Genomic DNA, 25,564 nt, shown 5'->3' with positions numbered 1-25,564 from the left:
GCCGGCCAGCACCGGGTAATTGAATGACTGAAGTGTGCACGTGTCCACCTTATTGAAGTGGACACCATGCTCCCAACTATTGCCGCCTCCAACAAGATGGGTTTGCCGCGCGCTTACGTTGAATCCGCCCAGTACGTGTCCATTCGGTACGGTGAGCGGCTTGCCGAGGCAGGCATTGAACCAGTGAAACCAAACCGAATGAAGCGGCCACCGACACGGGCGGCCCCGCTGTTCATCCGTTCGCACCAGGACACGGCAGGGTGTGCCCTCAAAGCCTGTATCACGTCCAGCAAACCTCGGCTTCAGTGCGTACCTCTCTGCGTACCAGCGCACCACTACAGCAGGCGGCATTTGTGCCTCAGAGCCAAATGGCTGCAATGCACGGTTTGGGTGTTAACCCTGTTAACCCTGTTAACTTTTGTTAACTCATGGTGTTGTGTGAGTGCTCACAGTGATGCACGCGCCACCTCTGCAATGGCTGCCTTTGACTCGGGTGGGTATAGTTCGTGGTGAACATCGCGCAGGTCACGCGCCACAAAAGCCACGCCACCGCCCGAACGGATGCGCTCCATCATCACGGCCTGTTCTGGTTGTAGCTTGCCCTTGGGTGCCTTGACCTCTACCCCCAGCAGGCGGCCATCAGTCAACTGGCCCAGCACGTCAGGGCAATCCGCCAGCGCCAAACCGGTGGATGCCGTGGCAAGTGGCAACGTTGCCACCTGTGCGGAAGGTGTCATCATCGAGCGCGAACTTGTTGATGTCCTTGATGACGCCGACGACGGGGAGGACTTCTGATGATTGCGCACGTTCAAAGCATCGTTGACGTGCGCCGATGATGCGGGTCTGACAGTCACACCCAAACCCAACGGTCAATTGCATGTGGCACATTCCAGCCGATTGACCGACGATCTACGTGAAATAGTGTGCAATGGCAAAGCTGTCACATGTGACACAAAAAAAGCTGGCTCCTGCCTAGACCTGTTTGCCGCGCTCATCAGTTCAATTGGACTCTCGACTGTAATAAAGCAAAGTTATTCTTGATCAGTTGCCAACTTTAACAATCGATTCGTCGGCAAAGGGATGACGAATGTCAATATGTCGGGATTTGTGTGTTTAATGAAAAGAATGAAAAACGGCATGTGTATGTGCTTGACTGGATGCGGGGTGTCGCTGCGCTATTGGTTTGTGCAGGTCACCTGCGCAACGCTATGCTTGTTGATTGGGCTAATGCACATGACCATAGCGTGATTCAAATGGTGCTGTATGGCATAACTGGATTGGGACATCAATCTGTAATGGTTTTTTTTGTTCTAAGTGGGTACTTAGTTGGCGGGTCTGTTATTTCGGCAGGGACACGATTTAGGTGGCCTGATTACCTTGTTGCCAGACTATGCCGGTTGTGGGTTGTATTGGTGCCTTGCCTTTTGATTACGCTTGTTATTGATAGCCTCACGAGTCAGGTTGCAAATGACGTCCTGACAGGTGCCTATGCCGGAAAATGGCACTCTGCACCTTCAGCAGGTCACTACTCTGCAACGTGGCAGACCTTTTTGGGAAATCTAGTTTTCATTCAAACCATTTTTGTCCCGGTTTTCGGATCTAACGGTCCACTGTGGAGTCTTGCTAACGAATTTTGGTACTACATCATGTTTCCGTTGGCTTGGTTATCGATTGGCTCTATCAGTGGATATGGAACTGCCCGAAGGGCTGTGGGGTTAGTTGTGTTGATTGCAATTCTGGCGATCTTGCCGATAGAAATTCGTTGGGGATTTTTGGTATGGGCGCTAGGCGCACTGATTTATTTTCTAAATCGCTCGATTCACTTGACGGTGCAGCCGCGTTTTTTGTGGGCGCTTTCACTGTTTGGTTTAGCATTTGGAATCGGGTTTTCCAGGTGGTCTGCAACTCAAGCATGGGCACTACCGTGGGGCGACTGGGTTTTAGGCTTGACCGTTGGAATATTCTTGTTGTGTGCGCTTCAGGCATCCTCAAGATCTGAGGGATGGGTTTCTTCCGATGACCGATTGATTAAGGTGCTTTCACGAAGTCTGTCAGATATATCTTTTTCACTTTATCTGTCGCACTTTCCGATGGTGCTGCTTATTGCGGCTTACTTTTTTCATGACGCAAGTCTGCAGCCGACGGCTAGCGCCTGGATGGCATATTCGGGCATTTTGATCGCCTTGCTAGTCGCCGCATTGCTGATTTGGTGGCTTTTTGAACGAAACACGCCAAGGGTCAGACGATTCGTAATGACGCAAGTTGGGGCAGTCAAATCGAATGTAAGAAGTGGCTCCGTTTGACACTCTGAAAGCATTTCTCGCAATCTCCCAATCCCGGTACGTGTAAAGAATTGGCGGTTGCGAACTATGGGCACCACTTCACCTGCAAATCCTGTATTGCTGCCGGGCAGGGGTACGGGGTGCGCTGTGGTTCCGGCGCGTCTATGTGGCGGAGGTACTCCGAATGAGTGCCCCCATTGAACGCAATGAAGGTGTCGCTTTCCAGCGCGAGGTTTCCACTGGAATGCGAGTAAGCGCGACTGAGGTTAGCGAACTGGTTAGCGCTGAAGCGATGGTTGCGGGCAGCATGGCGGGCAGAGCTATCAGCTACAGGGTGGCAGTGTTAAGCTTCTTCCCATGTGCCGCAAGGCACCAGGGCAACCCACAAGAATTCCATGGCAATCAAGAAATCCGACCTCTATTCCTCCCTCTGGGCCTCCTGCAACGAGCTGCGCGGCGGCATGGATGCCAGCCAGTACAAAGACTATGTGCTGTTCCTGCTGTTCATCAAATACATCAGCGACAAATATGGCAACAGCGACGACTTTGCCCCGCCGGTCACCATTCCCCCGGGGGCCAGCTTTACCGACATGATTGCCCTCAAGGGCAAGAGCGACATTGGCGACAAGATCAACACCCAGATCATCCAGCCCCTGATTGACGCCAACGCGCGCCTGGCCCGCAGCGACTTCCCCAACTTCAACGACCCCGAAAAGTTGGGCGAAGGCCCGGCGCTGGTGGAGCGCCTGAGCAACCTGATTGGCATCTTTCAAAACCCGGTGCTCGACTTCTCGCAAAACCGCGCCGAGCATGACGACATTCTGGGCGATGCCTATGAGTTTCTGATGCGCCACTTTGCCAGCGAGAGCGGCAAGAGCAAAGGCCAGTTTTACACCCCTTCCGAGGTCAGCCGCATCATTGCCAAGGTTATCGGCATTGCGCCCGGCAACACTGTGGCGTCCACCACTGCCTACGACCCCAGCTGCGGCTCTGGCTCGCTCTTGCTCAAGGTAGCCGCCGAAGCAGGCAAGCACATTACGCTGGAGGGGCAAGAGAAAGACGTGACCACGGCGGGCCTGGCGCGCATGAACATGATCTTGCACGACTTCCCCACCGCCAACATCCTCTCGGGCAACACGCTGGCTGCGCCCAAATTTCTAGGTGGGGAGCAACTGCGCACCTACGACTACGTGGTCGCCAATCCTCCGTTCTCCGACAAAAGCTGGAGTACCGGACTCACTTTGAGTGACAGCGGGAAAGACGATAAATTCAAGCGCTTCACTTGGGGCGTGCCCCCCACCAAACAGGGCGACTACGCCTACCTGCTGCACATCATCCGCAGCATGAAAAGCGGCAGCGGCAAAGCGGCCTGCATCTTGCCCCACGGCGTGCTGTTTCGCGGCAATGCCGAGGCAGTGATACGGGAGCAACTGGTGCGCTCCGGCATCCTCAAAGGCATTATCGGCCTGCCTGCCAACCTGTTTTATGGCACCGGCATACCGGCCTGTATCTTGGTGCTGGACAAAGAAAACGCCAACGCCCGCGCTGGCATCTTCATGGTTGATGCGTCCAAAGCCTTCATCAAAGATGGCAACAAAAACCGCTTGCGCGAGCAAGACATCCACAAAATTGTGGACACCTTCACCCGGCTGATTGGGGCCAACCCCAAATACGCCCGCATGGTTCCGGTGAGCGAGATTGCCGATCCCAAGAACGACTACAACCTCAACCTGCCGCGCTATATCGACAGCACCGCTGCTGAGGACCTGCAAGACATTGACGGCCACCTGCGCGGTGGCATCCCCACCCGCGACCTGGACGGCCCCGACAACGCCCTGGCCGCCTACTGGCAAGTGCTGCCCGGTGTGCGCGCCACCCTTTTTGCGTCCGCAGGTCGCCCCGGCTATGCCAACCTTGCGCTGCCGCTGCCCGAGGTCAAGCCCGCCATCTTTGGCCATGCCGAATTCACCGCCTTCAACCAAACCGCCACCCAGCTCTTTGCCCAGTGGCGCAGCGCAGCCACCCAGCAATTCACCGCATTTGGCAAAGACGGCCACCCCAAGGCGCTGATCGAGGCCACCGCCGAGGCACTGCTCACCACTTTCAAGAGCGCCAAGCTGCTTGATGCCTACGACATCTACCAGCACCTGATGGACTACTGGGCCAACACCCTGCAAGACGACACCTACCTGATTGCCGCAGACGGCTGGGTGCAAGGTGCGCAGCCGCGAGAAGTGAAACAGGTCAAAGACAAAAACAACAAACTTGTCTGGCCCGAGCCGCACGACTACCTCAAAGGCAAACGCCGCTTCAAGTCCGACCTGCTGCCCGCCAGCATTTTGGTTGCCAAATACTTCGCCCCCGAGTGCGCCGCCATTGACGCGCTAGACAACCTGCTGGCCACGCTGGAGCAGCAACTGGACGAAATGCTGGAAGAACACAGCGGCGAAGACGGCCTGTTGGCCGAGGTGATAGAGGGCGAAGGTGACAAACAAAAAATCAGCGCCAAAGCCGTTAAGGCGCGGCTGAAGGAGACAGCCAAAGACGCAGACTACGCCGACGAGCGCAAAGTGCTCACCGCCTATTCCGCCGTGCTGGACCAGCAAGCCACCACCAAAACCCAACTCAAAGCCGCACAAGAGGCGTTGGACGCAAAGATCGACGCCAAATACCCCACACTCACCGAGGCGGAGATCAAAACCCTGGTGGTGGACGACAAATGGATGGCCCACCTGGCCAGCGCCGTGCAGGGCGAGCTGGACCGCGTGTCGCAAACCCTCACCGGCCGCATCCGCGAGCTGGCCGAACGCTACGCCACACCGCTCCCCGAGCTCACCGCCGAGGTGGCCACGCTCGCCGCCCGGGTGGACGAACACCTCAAGCGCATGGGGGCTGTATGGAATTGAGCCGTGGAGATGCTGGATTTGCTATTTTTTTAGTAGCTGCTTGCGCACGTTCTATCTGGGCTAGAGGCCGATTTGCCAATATGTCAGAAGGCTTCTCACTTATTGGGGTACGTTCCTTACTATGGCGACTTCGCCACAATTAAAGCCATGAGCAAAGACAAAAAATCCACCATCAGCGTGCAAGGCACAGCCATCACCATCCTGTCGCAGCGGGAGGATGATTTCATTTCGCTGACGGAGATGAGCAAAAAATTTGGGGATGACACCCTTATTTACAGTTGGATGCGCAACCGCAACACGCTGGAATTTTTGGGCATTTGGGAACAAATACACAACCCGGTTTTTAAAGGTGGCGAATTCGAGACCTTTAAAAAGGAAGCGGGCCTGAACAGCTTTCACCTCACACCCAAAAAGTGGATCGATGCGACCCAGGCCATAGGAATCCAGTCGCGCGCGGGGCGTTACGGTGGCGGCACTTACGCCCACAAAGACCTCGCCTTTGAGTTCGGCTCCTGGCTAAGTCCGGAATTCAAGCTCTACCTCATCAAAGAATTCCAGCGACTCAAAGACGACGAAAGCCGCCGCCTCTCGCTGGACTGGAACCTGAGCCGCAGCCTGTCCAAACTCAACTACCGTATCCACACCGATGCCATCCGGGCGCACCTGATCCCTGCCGCCATCACCCCGGAGCAAGCGCGGTTCACCTACGCCAGTGAAGCCGATGTGCTCAACATGGCGCTGTTTGGCCAGACCGCCAAACAGTGGCGCGAGGCCCATCCGGAGCCAAAAGGCAATATGCGCGATGAAGCCGATGTGACCCAGCTCTTGGTGCTGTCCAACCTGGAAAGCCTGAACGCCGAATTCATTCACATGGGACTGACTCAACCGGAGCGCCTGCAAAAGCTCAACCAGAACGCCATCCGCCAGTTGCAAAGCCTCACGGTCCATCTTGCAACGCGCCCGCTGGGGCTCGGGCTGGACAAAGGGGCCTTGGATGAAGTTTGAATGCGCTATGAATTTGATAGCTGCTCGCGCACGTTCTACGGGGGCTAGAGGCCGATTTGGCATAAATTTCGGCTGGCAGAGGGTGTTTGGGCGGTCTTTGGCGGCTGTATTGCAGGCTGGTGCGGTATGAGCGCGGGATTGCGGGCGGGGTACAAGCAGACTGAGGTGGGGGTGATTCCGGAGGATTGGGAGTGCAGAACGTTGGAGGACTTGACTGATCCAGCACGGCCAATCGGTTATGGAATTGTCCAAACTGGCAAGTTGGTATTCAACGGGGTGAAGTGTGTTCGTGTTGTAGACATCATTGCAGGAAAAATTGACTCCGATCAGTTGATTACGACAACACCAGAAATAAGCCATGCCTACAAGCGGACACTGCTTCGCGAACACGATTTAATCATCGCTCTGCGCGGAAAAATCGGAGCCGTCGCAGTAGTCGACCAAGAGTTGGCAGGCGCAAATTTGACCCGTGGGGTTGCACTTTTGTCAGCCAGCGACAGCTTTCACAGTGGCTACCTCTCGCAGTATCTGTCCTCAACCGTCGGCAAGAGCACGATTGAGAGGAGCCTCAACGGTTCCGCGCTGCAAGAAATTCCCATTGCCGCACTGCGAAAAATTCCTGCCGTTGCGCCACCCCTCCCCGAACAACGCGCCATCGCCGCAGCGTTGAGTGATGTGGATGCGCTGCTGGGCGGGCTGGATCGGCTTATCGCCAAGAAGCAGGGCCTCAAAGTAGCCGCTATGCAGCAACTCCTCACCGGCCAAACCCGCCTCCCCGGGTTCAGTGGGGAGTGGGAGGTGAAGCGGTTGGGGGATTTGGGCTCGATTTACGGCGGCTTGACAGGCAAGACAAAGACTGACTTTGGCCAAGGCGCGGCAAGGTACATCACTTTCATGAACGTCATGTCGAACGTGGTGATTGACTGCGAAGTTTTTGATCGCGTGAATGTGACTACTGCCGAGACCCAGAATCGCGCAACGAAGGGTGACCTGTTCTTCAATGGCTCATCAGAGACGCCCGAAGAAGTGGCCATGTGTGCCGTCCTACTCGAAGACGTGCAGGACGTTTACTTGAACAGTTTCTGTTTTGGTTTCCGGTTCCGAGAAAACGTGGCAGCAGACGGTGTTTTCTTTGCCTATTATTTGAGAAGTAAGGAAGGCCGCGAATTGATGAAGTCCCTTGCACAAGGATCGACGCGCTACAACCTGTCCAAGGTCGCACTGTTGAATTCGTCGCTCCGGTTGCCCGCACACGCCGAACAAGCCGCCATCGCCACCATCCTCTCCGACATGGACACCGAACTCACAGTCCTGCAAGAGCGCCGCAGCAAAACCCAAACCCTCAAGCAGGCCATGATGCAAGAGTTGCTAACCGGCAGAATCCGCCTGGTATGAAAGAAAACCAAAACACCGAGTGGAAAGAGTCCTGGCGCGACGACTACTTGCGCTGGGTGTGCGGCTTTGCCAATGCCGAGGGCGGCACGCTGGTGATTGGGCGCAATGACCGTGGCGCAGCGGTGGGCGTGGCCAACGCAGCCCGGTTGCTGGAGGAGATACCCAACAAGGTGCGCGATGTGCTGGGCATCATGGTGGATGTGAACCTGCTGGTAGAAGGCGGCGAAGAGCTGCTAGAAATAAGGGTGGAGCCCTACCCCAGTCCCATCAGCTACAAGGGCGAGTACCACTTTCGCAGTGGCAGCACCAAACAAGAGCTAAAAGGTGCGGCGCTGTCGCACTTTTTGCTGAAAAAGCAGGGCTTGCACTGGGACGGTGTAGCGCTGCCCGGTCTGAAGGTAGCCGAACTAGACGCCGGTGCATTGGCCTTGTTCCGCCAGCAGGCGGTGCGCAGCCAACGCTTGCCGCAGGATGCGCTGCAAGAGCCCAACACTGCGCTGCTGGAGCGCTTGCACCTGCTGGCCGATGGCGTGTGCAAGCGTGCCACGGCGCTGCTGTTTCATGCCGACCCAGGGCGCTGGTTTTCCGGCGCGTTTGTGAAAATTGGTTTTTTTGAAACCAATGTTGACCTGCTGTACCAAGACGAGGTCAACGGGCCGCTGCTGGTGCAGGTTAACAAGACCATCGAAGTGCTGCAAGCCAAATACATGAAGGCGCTGATCAGCTATGACGGTTTGCAGCGTGTGGAAACCTGGCCGGTGCCCCTGCCCGCGCTGCGCGAGGCGGTGCTCAATGCGGTGGTGCACAAGGACTACACCAGCGGCGCGCCGATCCAGATCAGCGTGTACGCCGACAAGCTGATGATCTGGAACTCAGGCCGCCTGTCCCCCGACTGGACGGTGGATCGTTTGCTGGGCAAGCATGCCTCGGCACCGTTTAACCCGGATGTGGCGAACGCTTTTTTTCGGGGTGGGCAGATTGAGTCTTGGGGGCGCGGTATTGAGCGCATGGTGCAAGCCTGCCTGGATGCGGGATTGCAGGCACCTGTTTTGCAGTTGGAGGACGGTGGGTTATGGGTGACGTTTGCATTTGCACCCCCTTCGGTGAAAACTTCGGTGAAAACTTCGGTAAAAACACCCGCAGAGATCATGCGGCTGTTGACCGCTACGCCGTCTATGACCTTGGCGGAGGTTGCAGCCGTGATCGGCAAAACTCCGCGCGCCATTGAACTGGCAGCGTCCAAGCTGGTTAAAGAAGGTCGATTGAAATATGTAGGTCCGCAAAAGGGTGGCCATTGGGAGGTAATTTTGTGACAGAACAAACCCGCTCCGAACGCAAGACGCAAAACCGCGTCATCGACCTGTTCACCCACAAAGCGCGGCCTGACGGCATGGGCTACCGCTACCTGGGTGAATGGAACAAGCGTGACAACAACCGACCCATTGAGGCCGCGCTGCTGCGCGACAGCCTGGCCGCCCGCGGATACACCGCCGCCCACATCTCTGCCGCCCTGCAAAAGCTGGAAGCCGCCGCCGACACCACCGGCCTTACGCTGTACCAAGCCAACCTGCGCACCTACCAATGGACAGCCTGGTACGGGAACATGCCCCCGCTGGCTGGAAAGGCGACCAGGCGCGTGAGGCGCAGGTGTTGAATGCTTTGTTCCCGGTGCTTGATCGTGACCGGGAAGCAACAAAAGCCCTGTTCGAGATCATCAAGAACCAGCCGGGGTATTTGTGACAGAGACGATCCAGCTAGGCGATGTCAGCATTGCGGTCACGCGCAAGGCTGTCAAGAACGTGCATCTATCGGTGCACCCGCCACAGGGCCACGTCACGTTGGTGGCTCCCACCGCCACCCGACTGGAAGTGGCACGCGCCTACGCCATCTCCAAATTGGGCTGGATTCGTGACCAGCAAACCAAACTGCTGGCCCAAGCCCGGGAAACGCCTCGCCAGTTTGTCGAGCGGGAGACCCACATGCTTTGGGGGAGGCGCTATCTGTTGTCGGTTGTGGAAGTGGATGCCAAGCCTGCTGTGACTCGGGACCATCGCCGCATCACTCTATCTGTGCGGCCAGGTAGCACCTTGGCAAAGCGCGAAGCTGTGATGGATGAATGGCACCGTGCCGTGCTGCATCAGGCCGTGCCTGCGCTGATTGAAAAATGGGAGGTAAAACTGGGAGTAAAAGTATCCAGTTATTTTCTCCAGCGCATGAAAACCAAGTGGGGAGGCTGTAATCACCGTGCCGGAAACATTCGCCTCAATACCGAGTTGGTGAAGAAACCCAAGGATTTGCTGGAATACGTGGTTGTGCACGAAATGGTGCATTTGATAGAGCCAACGCACAGCGAGCGATTTGTAGCTCTGTTGGAGCAGCATTACCCGACATGGCGTGAAGCTCGGGCGGAACTCAATGAGCTGCCGCTGGCGGCGCAGGTTTGGAGGGCATAGTGAATGTACCGAAGGACACAGGGGTGCTCACCGTTGCGCAGGTCAACTTTGGCCTTTCTCCCCAGTCGTAATTGCTAACCTGCTGACCGAAATAAGTTGGCAGCTTGTTTCAGTCAAATGAGCGCCCTCCTCCACTCATCGCTCCAGACGCAGCGCGAGGCCCCTATTGCAGGCCCGTTTGAGAGGGCTTCAAAGAGGTGTTTTTCATACTTATTTCATACCGCCAACAAAAAAGGACTTGCGATTTCTCGTAAGTCCTTGATTGATAACCAATATTTGGTGGGCGATGCAAGTTTCGAACTTGCGACCCCTGCAGTGTGAATGCAGTGCTCTACCCCTGAGCTAATCGCCCTGAATTTTCATTCAGAATAGCCTGAAATTATACAATGCTTTTCAAGCGGCTTTTCGCCATAGCGTTTTGCCACTGCTGGATTTGTCAATCTGGATCATCACGTCTTCGTGCGCGGCAAGTTCTTGCGTATTGGCCGCAACGACGGGCAGGTCAAACCCGCGCAAATCAACCTGCACCACCGCAACACCGCCCTCATCGGGCGAACCGGCATCCATCAACAGGGCATCCTGGCCACGAGTCATGTTGATATAGACATCCGCCAGCAACTCCGCATCCAGAAGCGCCCCGTGCAGGGTTCGGCCCGAGTTGTCGACTTCCAGACGGTCGCACAATGCATTCAAGCCGTTGCGCTTGCCCGGGAACATTTCCTTGGCCATTGCCAGACTGTCGATAACATTCGCAACATGCTCCCGAAACGGAGGACGCCCGGCCAACTCCAGTTCCTTGTTCAAAAACGCAACGTCAAATGCGGCGTTGTGGATGATGACTTCGGCATCCTGCAGATAGGCGACCAGTTCGTCGGCTACCGCCTCGAACTTGGGCTTGTCACGCAAAAACTCGGTGGTAATGCCGTGCACCTTGAGTGCCTCTTCGTGGCTGTCACGCCCGGGATTCAGGTAGAAATGCAGATTGTTGCCGGTGAGTTTGCGGTTGACCAGCTCGACGCAACCGATCTCGATGACCCGGTCGCCCGTATCTGCGGACAAGCCAGTGGTCTCGGTATCCAGAAAAATTTGGCGCATGGCGGGTATAGCCTCGTGGCGGTTAATGGTTCTCTTTGGCGTGGTTGATGGAGTACTTGGGTATTTCCACCACCAGGTCTTTTTGCGCCAGAATGGCTTGGCAACTCAGACGGGAGCTGGGCTCCAGGCCCCAGGCGCGGTCCAGCATATCTTCTTCGTTTTCATCCAGCGGATTGAGCGAAGCAAAGCCCTCCCGCACCAGCACATGACAGGTCGTGCAGGCACAACTCATCTCGCAGGCATGCTCGATGGGAATGTTGTTATCCAGCAAGGCTTCACAGATGGAAGTACCTGCAGGGGCAGAGATTTCCGCACCCTGAGGGCAATACTCAGGGTGCGGAAGGATTTTGATGACAGGCATGGTGATATTCCGGGTGCAGATTCAAATGGATTCAATATTCTTGCCCGCCAGGGCATGGGCAATGCCCCGGTTCATGCGCTGCGCGGCGAAAGCCTCGGTGGCTTGGCCCAGCGACTTGCTCAGAGCCTCAATCGCCGCAGCATCGTCCATCAACGGCGCTTTGGCGAGTGCGGCCATTGCTGCATCGATCTCCGCTCGCTCGGTCGGTTGCAGCAAATCGCCGTCGGCAGTCAGCGCGCTTTGGGTGGCCAACAGCAGGCGGTCGGCATCCACTCGGGCTTCCACGAGCGCGCGGGAACGCATGTCCTGCTCAGCGGTGGAGAAGCTGTCTTTCAGCATCTGCGCGATCTGGTCATCGCCCAGGCCATAGGACGGCTTGACGTCGATGTCCGCTTGCACGCCGCTTACCTGCTCCCGCGCAGACACATTGAGCAAACCGTCGGCATCCACCGTGAAGGTGACGCGGATGCGCGCTGCTCCGGCAGCCATCGGCGGTATCCCGCGCAGCTCGAAACGCGCCAGACTGCGGCAATCCGCCACCATGTCCCGCTCGCCCTGAACCACATGCAACGCCAGCGCGGTCTGGCCGTCTTTGTAGGTGGTGAAGTCCTGTGCCATGGCCGTGGGAATGGTTTGGTTACGCGGAACAATGCGCTCCACCAGACCCCCCATGGTTTCCACGCCCAGCGACAAGGGAATGACATCCAGCAGCAACAGATCGCCGGAAGAATTGTTACCCGCGAGCTGGTTGGCCTGTATGGAAGCGCCCAGGGCCACGACCTCGTCGGGGTTGAGGTTGTTGAGTGGGGCACGTCCAAAAAACTGGGCCACTGCGGCCTGGACTTGCGGCATGCGGGTAGAGCCACCGACCATGACAACACCTTGCACGTCTTCGATCGACAGCCGGGCATCGCGCAGCGCTTTGCGGGCCGCAACCAGTGTGCGCGCAGTCAGGGGCTCGGTGACAGCGTGGAACTGGCCCTGTTCTACATCAAAATGGACGCTAGACCCCGTCAGGTCTGCGAGGAAAGCTACACTTTTTGTAGCAGAGAGCGCCTCCTTGCACGCCCGGGCAGCCAGCTTGAGCGCCGCCTTGTCTGACGCCGTAACGGCTTGCGTGCCGGTTTGCGCCAACACCCAATCGGCCAGCGCGTGGTCGTAATCATCACCACCCAAAGCCGAATCTCCGCCGGTGGCGACCACTTCAAAGACACCTTGCGTCAGGCGCAGGATCGAAATGTCAAAGGTTCCGCCGCCCAGGTCGTAGATGGCGTAGACACCTTCGCTGGCGTTGTCCAGTCCGTACGCAATGGCAGCGGCAGTAGGCTCGTTGATCAACCGCAATACATTCAGGCCCGCCAACTGCGCCGCGTCTTTGGTGGCCTGGCGTTGTGCATCATCAAAGTACGCAGGCACGGTAATGACTGCGCCGTAGAGATCGTCGTTGAAAGTGTCTTCGGCGCGGTAGCGCAAGGTGGCCAGAATTTCGGCGCTGACCTCTACGGGCGATTTCTCTCCGGCAACGGTGTGAATACCCAGCATGCCATCGTGTTGCGCAAAACGGTAGGGCAGCTTTTCAGCGCCGACCACGTCAGCCAAGCTGCGCCCCATGAACCGTTTGACGGAGGCAATCGTGTTCTCGGGATCAGACGCCAGTGCTTGCTGGGCTGCGTCGCCAATCTGGCGTCCACCGCCCGCCACATAGCGAACAACGGATGGAAGAATTACGCGACCCTCACCGTCGGGCAAGCACTCAGCCACGCCATTGCGCACAGCGGCCACCAGTGAATGGGTGGTACCCAGGTCAATGCCTACGGCAATACGCCGCTCGTGCGGATTCGGCGTTTGGCCGGGCTCGGAAATTTGTAATAGCGCCATGGTTATTGTTTATTCAAACTTGTCGAAACCGTGTTCCAGGTCGTGGGAAAACTTGTCAATGAACATCAGTGCCCGCACCGGCTGCACTGCCGCATTGAAATCCTGTTGCAGATCCAGCAATTGCGCGCACTCCTGCATTAACTCGGCTCGGGTCGCGTCCACCCGCGCATTCAGTGCTTCGAGATCCGACACGTTTTGGGCCTCATCCAACAGTTCACGCCATTCCATTTGCTGCATCAAAAAGGCAGTGGGCATGGCGGTATTGCTGTGGGCGTTGATCGGAGCACCACTGAGTTCACACAAATAAGCGGCTCGCTTGAGCGGATCCTTCAGGCGCTGATAGGCTTCGTTGATGCGCACCGACCATTGCATGGCCACGCGCTGTGCAGCCGAGCCCTGTGCGGCGAACTTGTCAGGATGCGCTTCGCGCTGCAGGGCTTTCCAGCGGGCATCCAGCGCCGCGCGATCCTGGACAAACTGTTGCTTCAGTCCAAACAGTTCAAAGTCATTGGATTGAAGATTCACACCCGAAACGACTCACCGCAGCCGCACTTGTCGCGCTCGTTGGGATTGTTGAAGCGAAAGCCTTCATTGAGGCCCTCGCGTACAAAATCGAGCTCGGTTCCATCGATGTAGGCAAGGCTTTTGGGATCGACGAGAACCTTGACGCCGTGACCTTCAAAGATGGTGTCCTCGGGTGGCAGCTCATCCACATATTCCAATGTGTATGCCAGACCCGAGCAGCCGGTGGTCTTGACGCCCAAGCGCACGCCAACGCCTTTTCCGCGCTTGGTCAGGTAGCGGCTCACGTGGCGAGCCGCCGCTTCAGTCAGGGTCACTGCCATATCAGTTCAGGTGTTTTTTCTTGTAATCGTCCACAGCCGCCTTGATGGCGTCTTCAGCCAGGATCGAGCAGTGGATTTTGACCGGTGGCAGGGCCAATTCTTCGGCGATCTGGCTGTTTTTAAGCGCCGCCGCTTCATCCAGTGTCTTGCCCTTGACCCACTCGGTCACCAGGGAGCTTGAAGCAATAGCAGAGCCACAACCATACGTCTTGAAGCGTGCATCTTCAATGATGCCGGTCAGCGGATTGACCTTGATCTGGAGTTTCATCACGTCGCCACAGGCAGGCGCGCCGACCATCCCGGTGCCAACGGTGTCATCACCCTTTTCAAAGCTACCCACGTTGCGCGGATTTTCGTAGTGGTCAACAACTTTTTCAGAATATGCCATGGTGATACCTCTTGAATACGTTAGAAAGGGATGCTCAGTGGGCTGACCACTGGATGGAGCTGATGTCAACGCCGTCCTGGTACATCTCCCACAGGGGGCTGAGTTCGCGCAGCTTCGCGACGTTGGTCTTGATGGTATCCACGGCGTAATCAATTTCAGCCTCAGTCGTCCAGCGACCGATCGTCATGCGCAGACTGCTGTGCGCCAGTTCGTCACTGCGACCCAGGGCACGCAACACATAACTGGGCTCCAGGGAAGCCGATGTGCAAGCGGATCCACTACTAACGGCCAAACCCTTGATGCCCATCATCAATGATTCGCCTTCAACATAGTTAAAGCTCATGTTCAGGTTGTGTGGAACACGCTGGGTCACATGGCCATTGATAAAAACCTGCTCCACGTCCTTCAAACCGGCAAGCATGCGATCGTGCAGCGCGGTTATGCGGATGTTTTCTGCAGCCATTTCTTCCTTGGCAATGCGGTACGCCTCGCCCATGCCCACGATCTGGTGCGTCGGCAAAGTGCCACTGCGCATGCCACGCTCATGGCCACCACCGTGCATCTGCGCTTCGAGGCGAATGCGGGGTTTGCGGCGCACGAACAGCGCGCCAATACCCTTGGGGCCATAAGTTTTGTGGGCCGTCAGGCTCATCAAGTCAACGGGCAGTTGCGTGAGGTCAAATTCCACACGGCCCGTGGCTTGCGCAGCGTCCACGTGGAAGATGATGCCCTTTTCGCGGCATACCGCTCCAATGGCCGCGATATCCTGAATAACGCCAATCTCGTTATTGACGAACATCACGCTGGCCAGAATGGTGTCGGGGCGAATCGCCGCCTTGAACGCATCCATATTGACCAGACCGTCTTCCTGCACGTCCAGATAAGTTACCTCAAAGCCCTGGCGCTCCAGTTCACGGCAAGTGTCCAGCACGGCTTTGTGCTCAGTCTTGACTGTAATCAGGTGCTTGCCCTTGGACTGGTAAAAATGCGCGGCGCCTTTGAGTGCCAGGTTGTTGGACTCGGTCGCTCCCGAAGTCCAGACAATTTCGCGGGGGTCGGCACCAATCAAAGCCGCAACCTGACCCCGTGCGTTTTCGACCGCCGCTTCTGCTTCCCAGCCCCACGCATGGCTACGTGATGCGGGGTTGCCGAAGTGCGAACGCAACCAGGGAACCATGGCATCCACCACGCGCTCGTCGCACGGGTTGGTGGCGCTGTAATCCATATAAATCGGAAAATGAGGAGTAGTGTCCATCGCTTGCTCGCTGCTGGCTGGTTGGTTAAAAGTCGAGATGATCGGCATCAAGTCTTGGAGAAGGCATTACCCAAGGCAAACACCGAATTAGGCGCATTGATGCGAATGGGCTTGGACATCGGCATGGCAGAGATGGCCCGCTTCACACTGGGCTTGTCTTCAATCTGGATGCCTTTAGCAAGCTGGTCGTCCACCAGCTTCTGAAGGGTGACCGAGTTCAGGAACTCGACCATTCGCACATTCAATGAAGCCCACAAATCATGGGTCATGCACCGGGCGCCCTCACCCAGGCAGTTTTCCTTGCCGCCACACTGGGTGGCATCGATGGGTTCATCGACCGAAACAATGATCTCCGCTACGGTAATATCCGATGCTTTGCGCGCGAGGGTGTAGCCGCCGCCAGGTCCGCGGGTGGACTCCACCAGCTCATGGCGACGTAACTTGCCAAAGAGTTGTTCCAGATACGACAGGGAGATCTGCTGCCGCTGGCTGATGGCTGCCAGGGTCACAGGACCGCCATTCTGGCGTAAGCCCAGATCGATCATTGCGGTGACGGCAAAGCGGCCTTTAGTGGTGAGACGCATGGTGTGCTCCTTGGATTCTGGTCGCATCAACATGGATGCTTTAGTGACCGGTTCCCCTAGTATAGCCTTAACCCAAGCGTTTTGCTCGGGTAACTAGACTGATCAGTCACAATTCAGTCATTTCCCACCAGATGAAATAACCACGACATTGTCGTGGCCCGACGCACCAAAGGCCTGTTCCTTCAAAATGCCCAGCTGGTCACGCACGCGGGCTGCCTTCTCGAACTCCAGGTTGCGGGCATGTTCCATCATCAGTTTCTCCAACCGTTTGATTTCCCGGGAAATGTCTTTCTCGCTCATGTCTTCCACCTGAGCCCGCTGCAAGGCGTCGCGTTCCAGGCGTTCGGCCTCCTTACCCGCCTTTTCGCTGTAAACGCCGTCGATGAGATCGCGCACCTGCTTGACAATGCTCCGCGGCGTGATGCCGTGGGCCAGGTTGTGGGCAATCTGCTTCTTGCGCCGCCGCTCGGTCTCACCAATCGCGCGCTCCATCGAGTTGGTGACTTTGTCGGCATACAGAATGGCTCGGCCGTGCAGATTGCGCGCCGCCCGGCCAATGGTCTGAATCAGCGATCGCTCCGAACGGAGGAAACCTTCTTTGTCCGCATCCAGAATGGCCACCAGAGATACCTCGGGGATATCAATACCCTCGCGCAACAGGTTGATGCCCACCAGCACGTCGAAAGTGCCCAGACGCAAATCACGCAAAATTTCCACCCGCTCCACCGTATCCACGTCGCTGTGTATATAGCGCACCTTGACACCGTTATCGGTAAGGTAGTCGGTCAACTGCTCTGCCATCCGCTTGGTCAGCGTAGTAATCAACACCCGCTCGTTCTTGTCGACGCGGATGCGAATCTCCTGCAGCACATCGTCCACCTGGCTGGTAGCGGGGCGTACCTCTACCTCGGGGTCCACCAAGCCGGTGGGGCGGACCAACTGCTCGACTACCCTGCCCGTGTGCTCCTGCTCCCACTGGGCCGGGGTGGCGGACACAAAAATAGCCTGACGCATCTTGGTCTCGAATTCTTCAAACTTGAGCGGCCGGTTATCCAGCGCGCTGGGCAGACGAAAACCGTATTCGACCAGCGTGGTCTTGCGCGACCGGTCGCCGTTGTACATGCCGCCAAACTGGCCAATCAGCACATGCGACTCGTCCAGAAACATGATCGAATCCTTGGGCAGGTAATCGGTCAGGGTGGCGGGGGGCTCTCCTGGAGCGGAGCCAGACAGGTGTCGCGAATAGTTCTCGATGCCTTTGCAATGCCCCACTTCGCTGAGCATTTCCAGATCGAACCGGGTACGCTGCTCCAGACGCTGAGCTTCTACCAATTTGCCTTGACTGACAAACTCCTTGAGCCGGTCGGAAAGCTCCGTCTTGATGGTTTCGACTGCGGCCAGCACCTGCTCACGCGGCGTCACGTAATGGCTACTGGGATAGACCGTGAAGCGCGGAATTTTTTGCCGGATGCGCCCCGTGAGCGGGTCAAATAGTTGCAGCGATTCGATTTCGTCGTCAAACAACTCCACGCGGATGGCCATTTCGCTGTGTTCCGCCGGAAAAATATCGATGGTGTCCCCTCGCACCCGAAACGTGCCGCGCGAGAAATCCATGTCGTTGCGCTGGTATTGCATGCGCACCAGCTGGGTAATCAGGTCCCTCTGGCCGGGCTTGTCGCCCGTGCGCAGCGTCATCACCATCTTGTGATACGCCTCAGGTTGGCCAATACCGTAGATGGCCGAGACGGTGGCCACAATCACGACGTCGCGGCGCTCCAGGATGCTCTTGGTACAGCTCAAGCGCATTTGTTCAATGTGCTCGTTGATCGCCGAGTCTTTTTCAATGAACAGATCGCGCTGGGGCACGTAAGCTTCAGGCTGGTAGTAATCGTAGTAACTGACGAAATACTCCACAGCGTTTTTGGGGAAGAACTCGCGAAATTCGCTATATAGCTGGGCCGCCAGTGTCTTGTTGGGAGCGAAAACAATGGCAGGCTTGCCCAACTGGGCAATCACATTGGCCATCGTGAAGGTTTTGCCGGAACCGGTAACGCCCAGCAGGGTCTGAAACACTTCACCATCATGCACGCCCTCGACCAGCTGCCGAATGGCTTCCGGCTGGTCCCCTGCGGGTGGATAGGGTTGGTAGAGCTCAAACGGCGAATCCGGAAAACGAACAAAAACACCAGCGGCAGCAGTTTCTGACGGCTCGGGAACAACTTCAAGTGCGGTATTCATGGTTAGTTAATTCTGAGCCCGGTAAAATCGCGGGCAACCCAAAAGAATACGCCATTCCGGCACTTTGCGGAGCGGCGGGCGCAATCGCCCGTTCTTTATGCCTTTTCTGTCCCTTTTTTGACCACTCCAAGAGGAATTGCAATGTCCATGTTTTCCGCCGTAGAAATGGCCCCCCGTGACCCGATTCTGGGTCTGAACGAGCAATTCAATGCTGATACCAACCCCGCCAAGGTCAACCTCGGTGTGGGCGTCTACTACGACGACAACGGCAAACTACCGCTGCTGCAATGTGTCCAGGCTGCGGAAAAAGCCATGATGGAAGCCCCGAAACCCCGCGGCTATTTGCCCATCGACGGTATTGCTGCGTATGACGCAGGCGTCAAAGCGCTGGTGTTTGGCGCAGACAGCGAGCCGGTGACGTCCGGCCGCGTCGCCACGGTGCAAGCCATCGGCGGCACCGGCGGCCTCAAGGTAGGGGCCGATTTTCTGAAACGCCTCAGCCCCGACGCAACGGTGCTGATCAGTGATCCCAGCTGGGAAAACCACCGCGCCCTGTTCACCAATGCAGGCTTCAATGTGGACAGCTATCCGTATTACGACGCAGCCAAGCGCGGCGTGAACTTTGAAGGCATGCTGGCCGCATTGAACGCAGCGCCAGCAGGAACCATCGTGGTCCTGCACGCCTGCTGCCATAACCCCACCGGCTACGACATCACCCCGGCTCAATGGGACCAGGTTATTACAGCCTGCAAGGCCAAGAACCTGACGCCTTTCCTGGACATGGCCTACCAGGGCTTTGGCTACGGCATTGCGGAGGACGGCGCGGTCATCGGCAAGTTTGTGGCCGCTGGCCTGACCTTCTTTGTGTCCACTTCGTTTTCCAAAAGCTTCAGCCTGTACGGCGAGCGCGTCGGAGCGCTTTCCGTGCTGTGCGAAAGCAAGGAAGAAGCGGACCGGGTGCTGAGCCAACTTAAGATCGTGATCCGAACCAACTACAGCAATCCCCCAACGCACGGCGGCGCCGTGGTGGCCGCTGTTTTGGGGAACCCCGAGTGGCGGGCCTTGTGGGCAAAAGAGCTGGGCGAAATGCGCGTGCGGATAAAGGCGATGCGCCAGAAACTGGTGGATGGCCTCAAGGCCGCCGGCGTCAAGCAGGACATGGGCTTCATCACCAGCCAGATTGGCATGTTCAGCTACTCGGGCCTGACCAAGGACCAGATGGTGCGTCTGCGCAATGAGTTTGGCGTATACGGCACGGACACCGGCCGCATGTGTGTAGCGGCGTTGAACAGCAAAAACATCGACTATGTGTGCGCTTCAATTGCCAAGGTAGTCTGATTCCAGACAACCAGGGTCCACACGGCATCAAAAAGCAAAGACCTGCTGGTTGCAGGTCTTTGAGGGTGCCGGTTCAGCGGCCAATCGGTGGCGTGATTCGTCGCATAATCTGCACCAAGGTGAGGCGCGCTGCCATTGCACGAAGAAAAATAAACTGCATCAGCACTTCGGTCGTAGATCACGGAGACACCTGAATGCCCTGTTTTGCCATAGTTCTCAGCTTGATTCTGGCTGTGGCTTCGCCTCATGCCTTTGCCTGGGGCAACCATAGCTTTTCAGCCTACCGGGCATTTGAGTCCATGCCCGAGGTAGCCAACGCAGCTTCCGTCAAGGCAGAACCTCTCGATGCGTTCCTGAGAGCAGAAGAAAAAACCATTGAGGCCCTCCTCGCAAGCCAGGAGGCATGGGCGGTGGCCAATCTGGAGAAGTACCCTGCACGCCCGGCGGCCTTAGCGTTCACCGCCAACACCGACCGCCCCGATGAAGCACGCCGACTGGCTTTTCTGATGGCGCTTCGGGTCGCGCCCAACAGCAAGTTCGCACTGTATATCCAGCCGGACCCCCAGACCCCACCCGCAGCAAACACCCTGCTACCTCATGCGGCAGTCAATACGTTGCCGGAACAGCCCAACTCTGTGTATACCTACGTAGCCTTGAAGGCGGGTGAGCCAATAAAGCCACTCGCCATTCTGGCCTCGGCTTCGGATGAGCCCGATTACGGACTGGACATCAACCTCTGGGAAGACAGTCCGTCCGACTGGGGCAAGGTATATGGATTTGGCCCACTTCCTTTTGGCAACCCCGCGCTCTACTACTCGACGCAGGCACCGTTTCACATGGGGTTTTTCCATGAAGACAAGCTGCTCTACGTGGCTGCCCCATTCCTGAAACGAACCTTTCCACTGTTGCGTTCCCACCAATACTCGACGCTCTCCGCATTGGCTTTTCGCACGGGCCACGACTACTGGGGCTGGCGGTTTGCAGGCCTGTCACTGCACTACCTGCAGGATCTGACACAGCCTTATCACGCCAGCGTTGCACCAGGGGTTTCAACCCTGAAGCTGATCAGCGCCAACGCGCTGGCGATGGCTGGCATGCCTGGCATGAAGAACGACATGATTGTGCTGCTATCCAACCGGCATACCGCTCTGGAAAAATACCAGACCGAGTTACTGCAAAATGCGGCCCGCAACAAACAGGACACCGCCATCGAGAAAGCCCTGCGAGACACCAGTAAAGACCGTAGCTACCCCGAATGGAGTAACACTTACCTGCGCGACGTGGTCTCTGCACAATCAGCCGCGTTCGGCAGACAACTGGTTCAATCCCTGGTGACTGCCATGCCTGCGGGATTCGTTTCCGACCCCACTTTTGACTTTGGCGTCAACGAATCAGGGATTAATATGGTCCGAGAAATGGCCAATCGGGATGCGACCGAAAAAGCCAGGCTTGACAGCGCCATTGCCGAATTGCTAGGCAATTTTGCGGCGCACAGCCGAAATGCCATAAGGGGCATCCTCAAGGCGAGCACCAGTGCAAACCCTTAAGTCAGTGAATACTGTTATATTGCACTGCAACATTTTCTAAAAGTGAGTCTTACATGCTGTACCAGCTCTACGAAACCCAACGCTCCCTAATGGAGCCGTTCACGGATATGGCCCATGCTGCGGCCAAGGCTTACGGCAACCCCTTGTCGGTTGCGGGACAGAACCCATTCGCGCAGCGCATTTCTGCCGGATATGACCTGATTCACCGTTTGGGCAAAGATTACGAAAAACCAGAATTCGGCCTGCGCACCATCGAAGTCGATGGCGTGGACGTCGCCGTCCATGAACGGGTAGAAATCAACAAACCGTTTTGCGAATTGCGTCGTTTCAAGCGCTTCAGCGATGACCAGCGCACGCTGGACAAGATCAAGAACCAGCCGGCCGTGCTGATTGTTGCGCCCTTATCAGGCCATTACGCCACCTTGCTGCGTGACACCGTCAAAACGATGCTGAAAGACCACAAGGTCTACATCACCGACTGGAAGAACGCGCGCCTGATCCCCCTGTCTGAAGGGGAGTTTCACCTGGACGACTATGTCAACTACGTGCAGGAGTTCATTCGCCATTTGCAAAGCATCTACGGCAACTGCCACGTCATGAGCGTTTGCCAGCCCACCGTTCCCGTTCTGGCCGCAGTATCTTTGATGGCCAGTCGTGGCGAGAAAACGCCACTGTCCATGACCATGATGGGTGGCCCTATTGACGCACGCAAGTCGCCAACAGCGGTGAACAACCTGGCCGTGAACAAGAGCCACAGCTGGTTTGAAAACAATGTGATTTACCGCGTTCCCTCCAGCTTCCCCGGTGCCGGGCGTCGTGTTTACCCCGGCTTCCTGCAGCACACGGGCTTTGTGGCCATGAACCCGGACCACCACGCCAAGAGCCATTACGACTACTTTAAAGACCTGATCAAGGGCGACGACGCCAGTACCGACGCCCACCGCAAGTTCTACGATGAGTACAACGCAGTGCTCGACATGGATGCAGATTACTACCTGGAGACCATCAGAGTGGTGTTCCAGGATTACAGCCTGGTCAGCGGCACGTGGGACATCAAGGGCGTGAACGGCAAAATTGAGCGCGTACGCCCAGGCGACATCAAGACGACGGCGTTGCTGTCGGTTGAAGGTGAGCTTGACGATATCTCTGGCTCGGGCCAGACACAGGCCGTGCACGATATTTGCACCGGTGTACCGAAGACGCAGCAGCGTCACTTCGAAGCCAAAGGTGCCGGACACTACGGCATTTTTTCCGGAAAGCGCTGGCGCGAGCTGGTGTACCCGCAAGTCAAGGCCTTTATCCTGGCGCACAACCAGATCGCTTCAGGGCAGATTGTTCCAGCCGTCAAGGCGGTTCCACCCAAAGGGGCGCCGGTCAAGGTTGCTGCAAAAACATCAGCCAAACCGGCTGTGGCCCCCGTAAAGACTGCACAAGCAGCTACCAAAAAAGTAGCAGCCAAACGCGTCGCCGACAAAAAGTGACCCACGGGGCGATTCAAGCCGCTGGGCTGGTCGCCCGAATTCTGGATGCCCTGCCCCAGACCCAGTGCACACGGTGTGGATACCCGGACTGTGCCGGTTACGCAGGTGCCATCGCCAGCGGTGAAGCGGGCATCAATCAATGTCCCCCTGGTGGACAAGAAGGTGTGATTCGGCTCGCCCGGATCACCGGTCAGTCTGAAAAACCTCTGGATCCTGCTTTTGGCACGGAAGGACCGCGCAGTATCGTCTTTATCGATGAAGACTGGTGTATCGGCTGCACTCTGTGCATCAAGGCTTGCCCCACCGATGCCATCATTGGCAGCAACAAGCGCATGCACACGGTGATAGAGGCGTACTGCACTGGCTGTGAGCTGTGTTTGCCAGTCTGCCCGGTGGACTGCATTGAACTCGAAATCGCCAGCGCAGACGCCACTGGCTGGGACGCATGGCCACAGCATTTGGCCGACACCGCCCGCAAACGCTACGAATCTGCCATCACGCGGCGCAGCCGGGATCTGAACGAGCACGGTCAACGACTCGAAGAAAAAGCCCGCACCAAGCTGGCAGACCTTGGCGCCCACTCACAGCACACGGACCCCGCAGTGTTAAACAATAAGCGGGCTGTCATTGAGGCAGCGCTTGCACGTGCAAGAGCCAGACGCCAAGCATCTGACCGCTAGGTCCGGTTAAGACTCGATAGGCGCCACGCGTGGCAGGTGGATATCAAAAGTCGTCCCGTTTCCGACCACCGAGCGCACATGCACGGCGCCACCGAGTACCTTGCGAACAATCGAGTCCACGATGCTCATCCCCAAACCCGTACCGCCATGGCCAATTTTGGTACTGAAGAATGGTTCAAACAGGTGAAGCAGCACGCTTTGCTCCATGCCGGTTCCGTTATCTGAAATGTGCAGTTGAACCTGGCGATCCTGCGTTGTCGCACTGATGGTCAGCACACCATCAGTGCGCCCCTCAAACGCATGCATATAGGCATTGTTGATCAAATTGATGACCACCTGCCCCAGCGGGCCGGGCATGCTGTCCATCATGATGCCAGGGGGGATCTGTTGCACCACACGGTGTGGGGAATTCTTCAGACTGGGGCCCAGCGATGCAACGACCTCCGCCACGACGTAAGCCAGATCGAACTCCCGTCGTTGTTCACTGGCTTGATCGACTGAGACTTGCTTGAAATTCTTTAGCAGCGTCTCTGCGCGCGCCAGATTGCGTTGCAGCAACTGGCCGCCTTCGCCAACTGTGCGGGTCAGATCCATCAAGGTGGATTTACGAACCTGTCCCGAATCCAGTTGCTGCTGAAGTTGACGGGACAGGTCACTCAAGGTGCTGGCCACGAGAACACTGTTACCAATTGGCGTACTCAATTCGTGGGACACGCTCGCCACCAGCGCGGACAAGGTAGCCCTGGCTTGGCTGCGCACCAGCTCTTCGCGGGAGTCGTGAAGTTTGTCCATGGCCTGTGCCAACTCTGCCGTGCGCCGGGCAACCCTACTCTCAAGATCCGCATTCAGTTCGCGAATTTCTGTCTCTGCTTTCACCTTCTCGGTCACGTCAACCAGCAAGCCATACAGGCCAACCACTTTTCCATTTTCAAATTCGGGAATGACCCGCGCATCGACCCAGGAAATGGCGCGGGTACGGGGATCGACGCTGGTGCGGTGATAAGACTGCGGCACTCCCTCAAGTGCGCGCTCCCAATAGGGCAACATTTGATCCAGCGTCTCACGGGGTACGTACTCCATGATGGACTTGCCAACGATTGCCATGGGCTCGGCACCAAATAGCGCGGCGTACTGGATATTGCAGTAGCGCAAACGGGATTGCGCATCAAACGAGGCCACTGCCGCCGGCACGTTGGTGAGAAGTAATTGCAGCTCACGCTCACGCTGGGCAATCTGGGCGTTTTGCTGTGCCAGGTCATTCGACAATTGCAGTACGGTATCGCGACTCCGTATCAAGCTTTGTGGAGCGAGGTAGGTCAATGCGGCAGTTACCAAAAGAATGACCGCGATTTCCAGCGCCACGATCCAGGTTGGCGCGCGCTGCGTCGGATGAAATGCTCCCTGCGTCTCGGCAAGACCCAGGATGAGCACAAAGCCCACCGTTGCAAGGGTCATGATCATCAACCAGCGCCTGCCGACGAGCCAGCCAGCCAGCCCGATGATGAAGGGAAAAATAACCATGCCCACGCTGTGTACACCTGCGTACTGCAACGCGTTGCCTGCCGTCATGACCCACAGACCAAGACCCACAGAAATGATCGCGCGACGTGGGCTCTGCCGCAACTGCCAGTGGCCAACGAGAATCATCACAGCCAAAAAAGCAAGCGGCAACAGACGAGCCCACTGAATACCGGAAGGCTCAACCCCAATCGCAAGGACCATGAACACCAAGGCAGCCAACAGCAGGCGATGAACCCAGACAGCAAACCAGCGCAAATCTTCTGACTGATCCACGTGGTTCACGTCGGGTAGGCCAGGGTTCATGAATCAGCT

The 25,564-nt window shown here is 57.0% G+C and carries 22 protein-coding genes and 1 tRNA gene; 11 read left to right on the top strand and 12 right to left on the bottom strand.

Annotation, left to right across the window (positions count from 1 at the left end; genetic code table 11):
- Nucleotides 1-446: 446 nt before the first annotated feature.
- Nucleotides 447-740 (bottom strand): VRR-NUC domain-containing protein, encoded by a 294-nt coding sequence (locus tag AC097W_RS15000; RefSeq protein ID WP_479603409.1) that lies wholly within the window; start codon nt 738-740, stop codon nt 447-449.
- Between the two features lie 369 nt (nt 741-1,109).
- On the opposite strand from AC097W_RS15000, the gene AC097W_RS14995 reads away from it, so the two are divergent.
- The 7 genes from AC097W_RS14995 (at nt 1,110) to AC097W_RS14965 (ending at nt 10,041) form a co-directional block, all read left to right on the top strand.
- Nucleotides 1,110-2,303: an acyltransferase family protein gene (locus tag AC097W_RS14995; protein WP_479603408.1), complete on the top strand. Its 1,194-nt coding sequence runs from the start codon at nt 1,110-1,112 to the stop codon at nt 2,301-2,303.
- Nucleotides 2,304-2,677: 374 nt separating this feature from the next.
- Nucleotides 2,678-5,188 (top strand): type I restriction-modification system subunit M, encoded by a 2,511-nt coding sequence (locus AC097W_RS14990; protein WP_479603407.1) that lies wholly within the window; start codon nt 2,678-2,680, stop codon nt 5,186-5,188.
- Nucleotides 5,189-5,335: 147 nt separating this feature from the next.
- Nucleotides 5,336-6,193: a KilA-N domain-containing protein gene (locus AC097W_RS14985; RefSeq protein ID WP_479603406.1), complete on the top strand. Its 858-nt coding sequence runs from the start codon at nt 5,336-5,338 to the stop codon at nt 6,191-6,193.
- Nucleotides 6,194-6,319: 126 nt separating this feature from the next.
- Nucleotides 6,320-7,588, top strand: a complete 1,269-nt coding sequence (locus AC097W_RS14980; RefSeq protein ID WP_479603405.1) for a restriction endonuclease subunit S — start codon at nt 6,320-6,322, stop codon at nt 7,586-7,588.
- The gene (locus tag AC097W_RS14975) at nt 7,585-8,901 is read left to right on the top strand and encodes an ATP-binding protein (protein ID WP_479603404.1); all 1,317 of its coding nucleotides are present in this window, start codon (nt 7,585-7,587) and stop codon (nt 8,899-8,901) included. Before AC097W_RS14980 ends, AC097W_RS14975 begins: the two co-directional genes overlap by 4 nt.
- Nucleotides 8,898-9,242, top strand: coding sequence for a hypothetical protein (locus AC097W_RS14970; RefSeq protein WP_479603403.1), 345 nt, complete (start codon nt 8,898-8,900; stop codon nt 9,240-9,242). The genes AC097W_RS14975 and AC097W_RS14970 overlap by 4 nt, the downstream gene beginning before the upstream one ends.
- Nucleotides 9,243-9,324: 82 nt before the next feature.
- A complete protein-coding gene (locus AC097W_RS14965) occupies nt 9,325-10,041 on the top strand; it encodes a M48 family metallopeptidase (protein ID WP_479603402.1) in 717 nt (238 codons plus the stop codon).
- Between the two features lie 277 nt (nt 10,042-10,318).
- Here the strand turns inward: AC097W_RS14965 and AC097W_RS14960 are convergent.
- The 10 genes from AC097W_RS14960 to uvrB all read right to left on the bottom strand — a co-directional run bounded on the left by AC097W_RS14960 (nt 10,319) and on the right by uvrB (nt 18,685).
- Nucleotides 10,319-10,393 (bottom strand) — tRNA-Val (locus AC097W_RS14960).
- 41 nt (nt 10,394-10,434) lie between these two features.
- Nucleotides 10,435-11,136: a DNA polymerase III subunit epsilon gene (gene dnaQ, locus AC097W_RS14955; RefSeq protein ID WP_479603401.1), complete on the bottom strand. Its 702-nt coding sequence runs from the start codon at nt 11,134-11,136 to the stop codon at nt 10,435-10,437.
- Between the two features lie 22 nt (nt 11,137-11,158).
- Nucleotides 11,159-11,497, bottom strand: a complete 339-nt coding sequence (gene fdx / locus AC097W_RS14950) for an ISC system 2Fe-2S type ferredoxin (protein ID WP_479603400.1) — start codon at nt 11,495-11,497, stop codon at nt 11,159-11,161.
- Between the two features lie 21 nt (nt 11,498-11,518).
- On the bottom strand, nt 11,519-13,375 hold the full coding sequence (hscA, locus tag AC097W_RS14945; RefSeq protein WP_479603399.1) for a Fe-S protein assembly chaperone HscA: 1,857 nt from the start codon (nt 13,373-13,375) through the stop codon (nt 11,519-11,521).
- Nucleotides 13,376-13,384: 9 nt separating this feature from the next.
- A complete protein-coding gene (gene hscB / locus AC097W_RS14940; RefSeq protein ID WP_304866904.1) occupies nt 13,385-13,900 on the bottom strand; it encodes a Fe-S protein assembly co-chaperone HscB in 516 nt (171 codons plus the stop codon).
- Nucleotides 13,897-14,220 (bottom strand): iron-sulfur cluster assembly protein IscA, encoded by a 324-nt coding sequence (iscA, locus tag AC097W_RS14935; protein ID WP_479603398.1) that lies wholly within the window; start codon nt 14,218-14,220, stop codon nt 13,897-13,899. Before iscA ends, hscB begins: the two co-directional genes overlap by 4 nt.
- 1 nt (nt 14,221) lies before the next feature.
- Nucleotides 14,222-14,608, bottom strand: coding sequence for a Fe-S cluster assembly scaffold IscU (gene iscU, locus AC097W_RS14930; RefSeq protein ID WP_479603397.1), 387 nt, complete (start codon nt 14,606-14,608; stop codon nt 14,222-14,224).
- Between the two features lie 34 nt (nt 14,609-14,642).
- Entirely contained in the window at nt 14,643-15,863 is a 1,221-nt protein-coding gene (locus tag AC097W_RS14925; protein WP_479603396.1) for an IscS subfamily cysteine desulfurase, read from the bottom strand.
- A 47-nt stretch (nt 15,864-15,910) separates the two neighbouring features.
- The gene (gene iscR, locus AC097W_RS14920) at nt 15,911-16,447 is read right to left on the bottom strand and encodes a Fe-S cluster assembly transcriptional regulator IscR (protein ID WP_479603395.1); all 537 of its coding nucleotides are present in this window, start codon (nt 16,445-16,447) and stop codon (nt 15,911-15,913) included.
- Nucleotides 16,448-16,564: 117 nt separating this feature from the next.
- Nucleotides 16,565-18,685 (bottom strand): excinuclease ABC subunit UvrB, encoded by a 2,121-nt coding sequence (gene uvrB / locus AC097W_RS14915; protein WP_479603394.1) that lies wholly within the window; start codon nt 18,683-18,685, stop codon nt 16,565-16,567.
- A 141-nt stretch (nt 18,686-18,826) separates the two neighbouring features.
- Here uvrB and AC097W_RS14910 point away from each other — a divergent pair, with 141 nt between their 5' ends.
- The 4 genes from AC097W_RS14910 to rsxB all read left to right on the top strand — a co-directional run bounded on the left by AC097W_RS14910 (nt 18,827) and on the right by rsxB (nt 23,731).
- Complete coding sequence (locus AC097W_RS14910) at nt 18,827-20,023, top strand: amino acid aminotransferase (protein ID WP_479603393.1); 1,197 nt, start codon at nt 18,827-18,829, stop codon at nt 20,021-20,023.
- 194 nt (nt 20,024-20,217) lie between these two features.
- Nucleotides 20,218-21,570: a hypothetical protein gene (locus AC097W_RS14905; RefSeq protein WP_479603392.1), complete on the top strand. Its 1,353-nt coding sequence runs from the start codon at nt 20,218-20,220 to the stop codon at nt 21,568-21,570.
- A gap of 53 nt (nt 21,571-21,623) precedes the next feature.
- Complete coding sequence (phaZ, locus tag AC097W_RS14900; protein WP_479603391.1) at nt 21,624-23,051, top strand: polyhydroxyalkanoate depolymerase; 1,428 nt, start codon at nt 21,624-21,626, stop codon at nt 23,049-23,051.
- Nucleotides 23,048-23,731 (top strand): electron transport complex subunit RsxB, encoded by a 684-nt coding sequence (rsxB, locus tag AC097W_RS14895; protein WP_479603390.1) that lies wholly within the window; start codon nt 23,048-23,050, stop codon nt 23,729-23,731. Before phaZ ends, rsxB begins: the two co-directional genes overlap by 4 nt.
- Before the next feature lie 6 nt (nt 23,732-23,737).
- On the opposite strand, the gene AC097W_RS14890 is transcribed toward rsxB, so the two are convergent.
- Nucleotides 23,738-25,555: an ATP-binding protein gene (locus AC097W_RS14890; protein WP_479603389.1), complete on the bottom strand. Its 1,818-nt coding sequence runs from the start codon at nt 25,553-25,555 to the stop codon at nt 23,738-23,740.
- Nucleotides 25,556-25,564 lie beyond the last annotated feature (9 nt).

Source organism: Rhodoferax sp. GT1R46 (assembly GCF_056521285.1).
The sequence above is the reverse complement of the archived record's forward strand: the minus strand, read 5'-3'. Positions and strand labels throughout refer to the sequence as shown.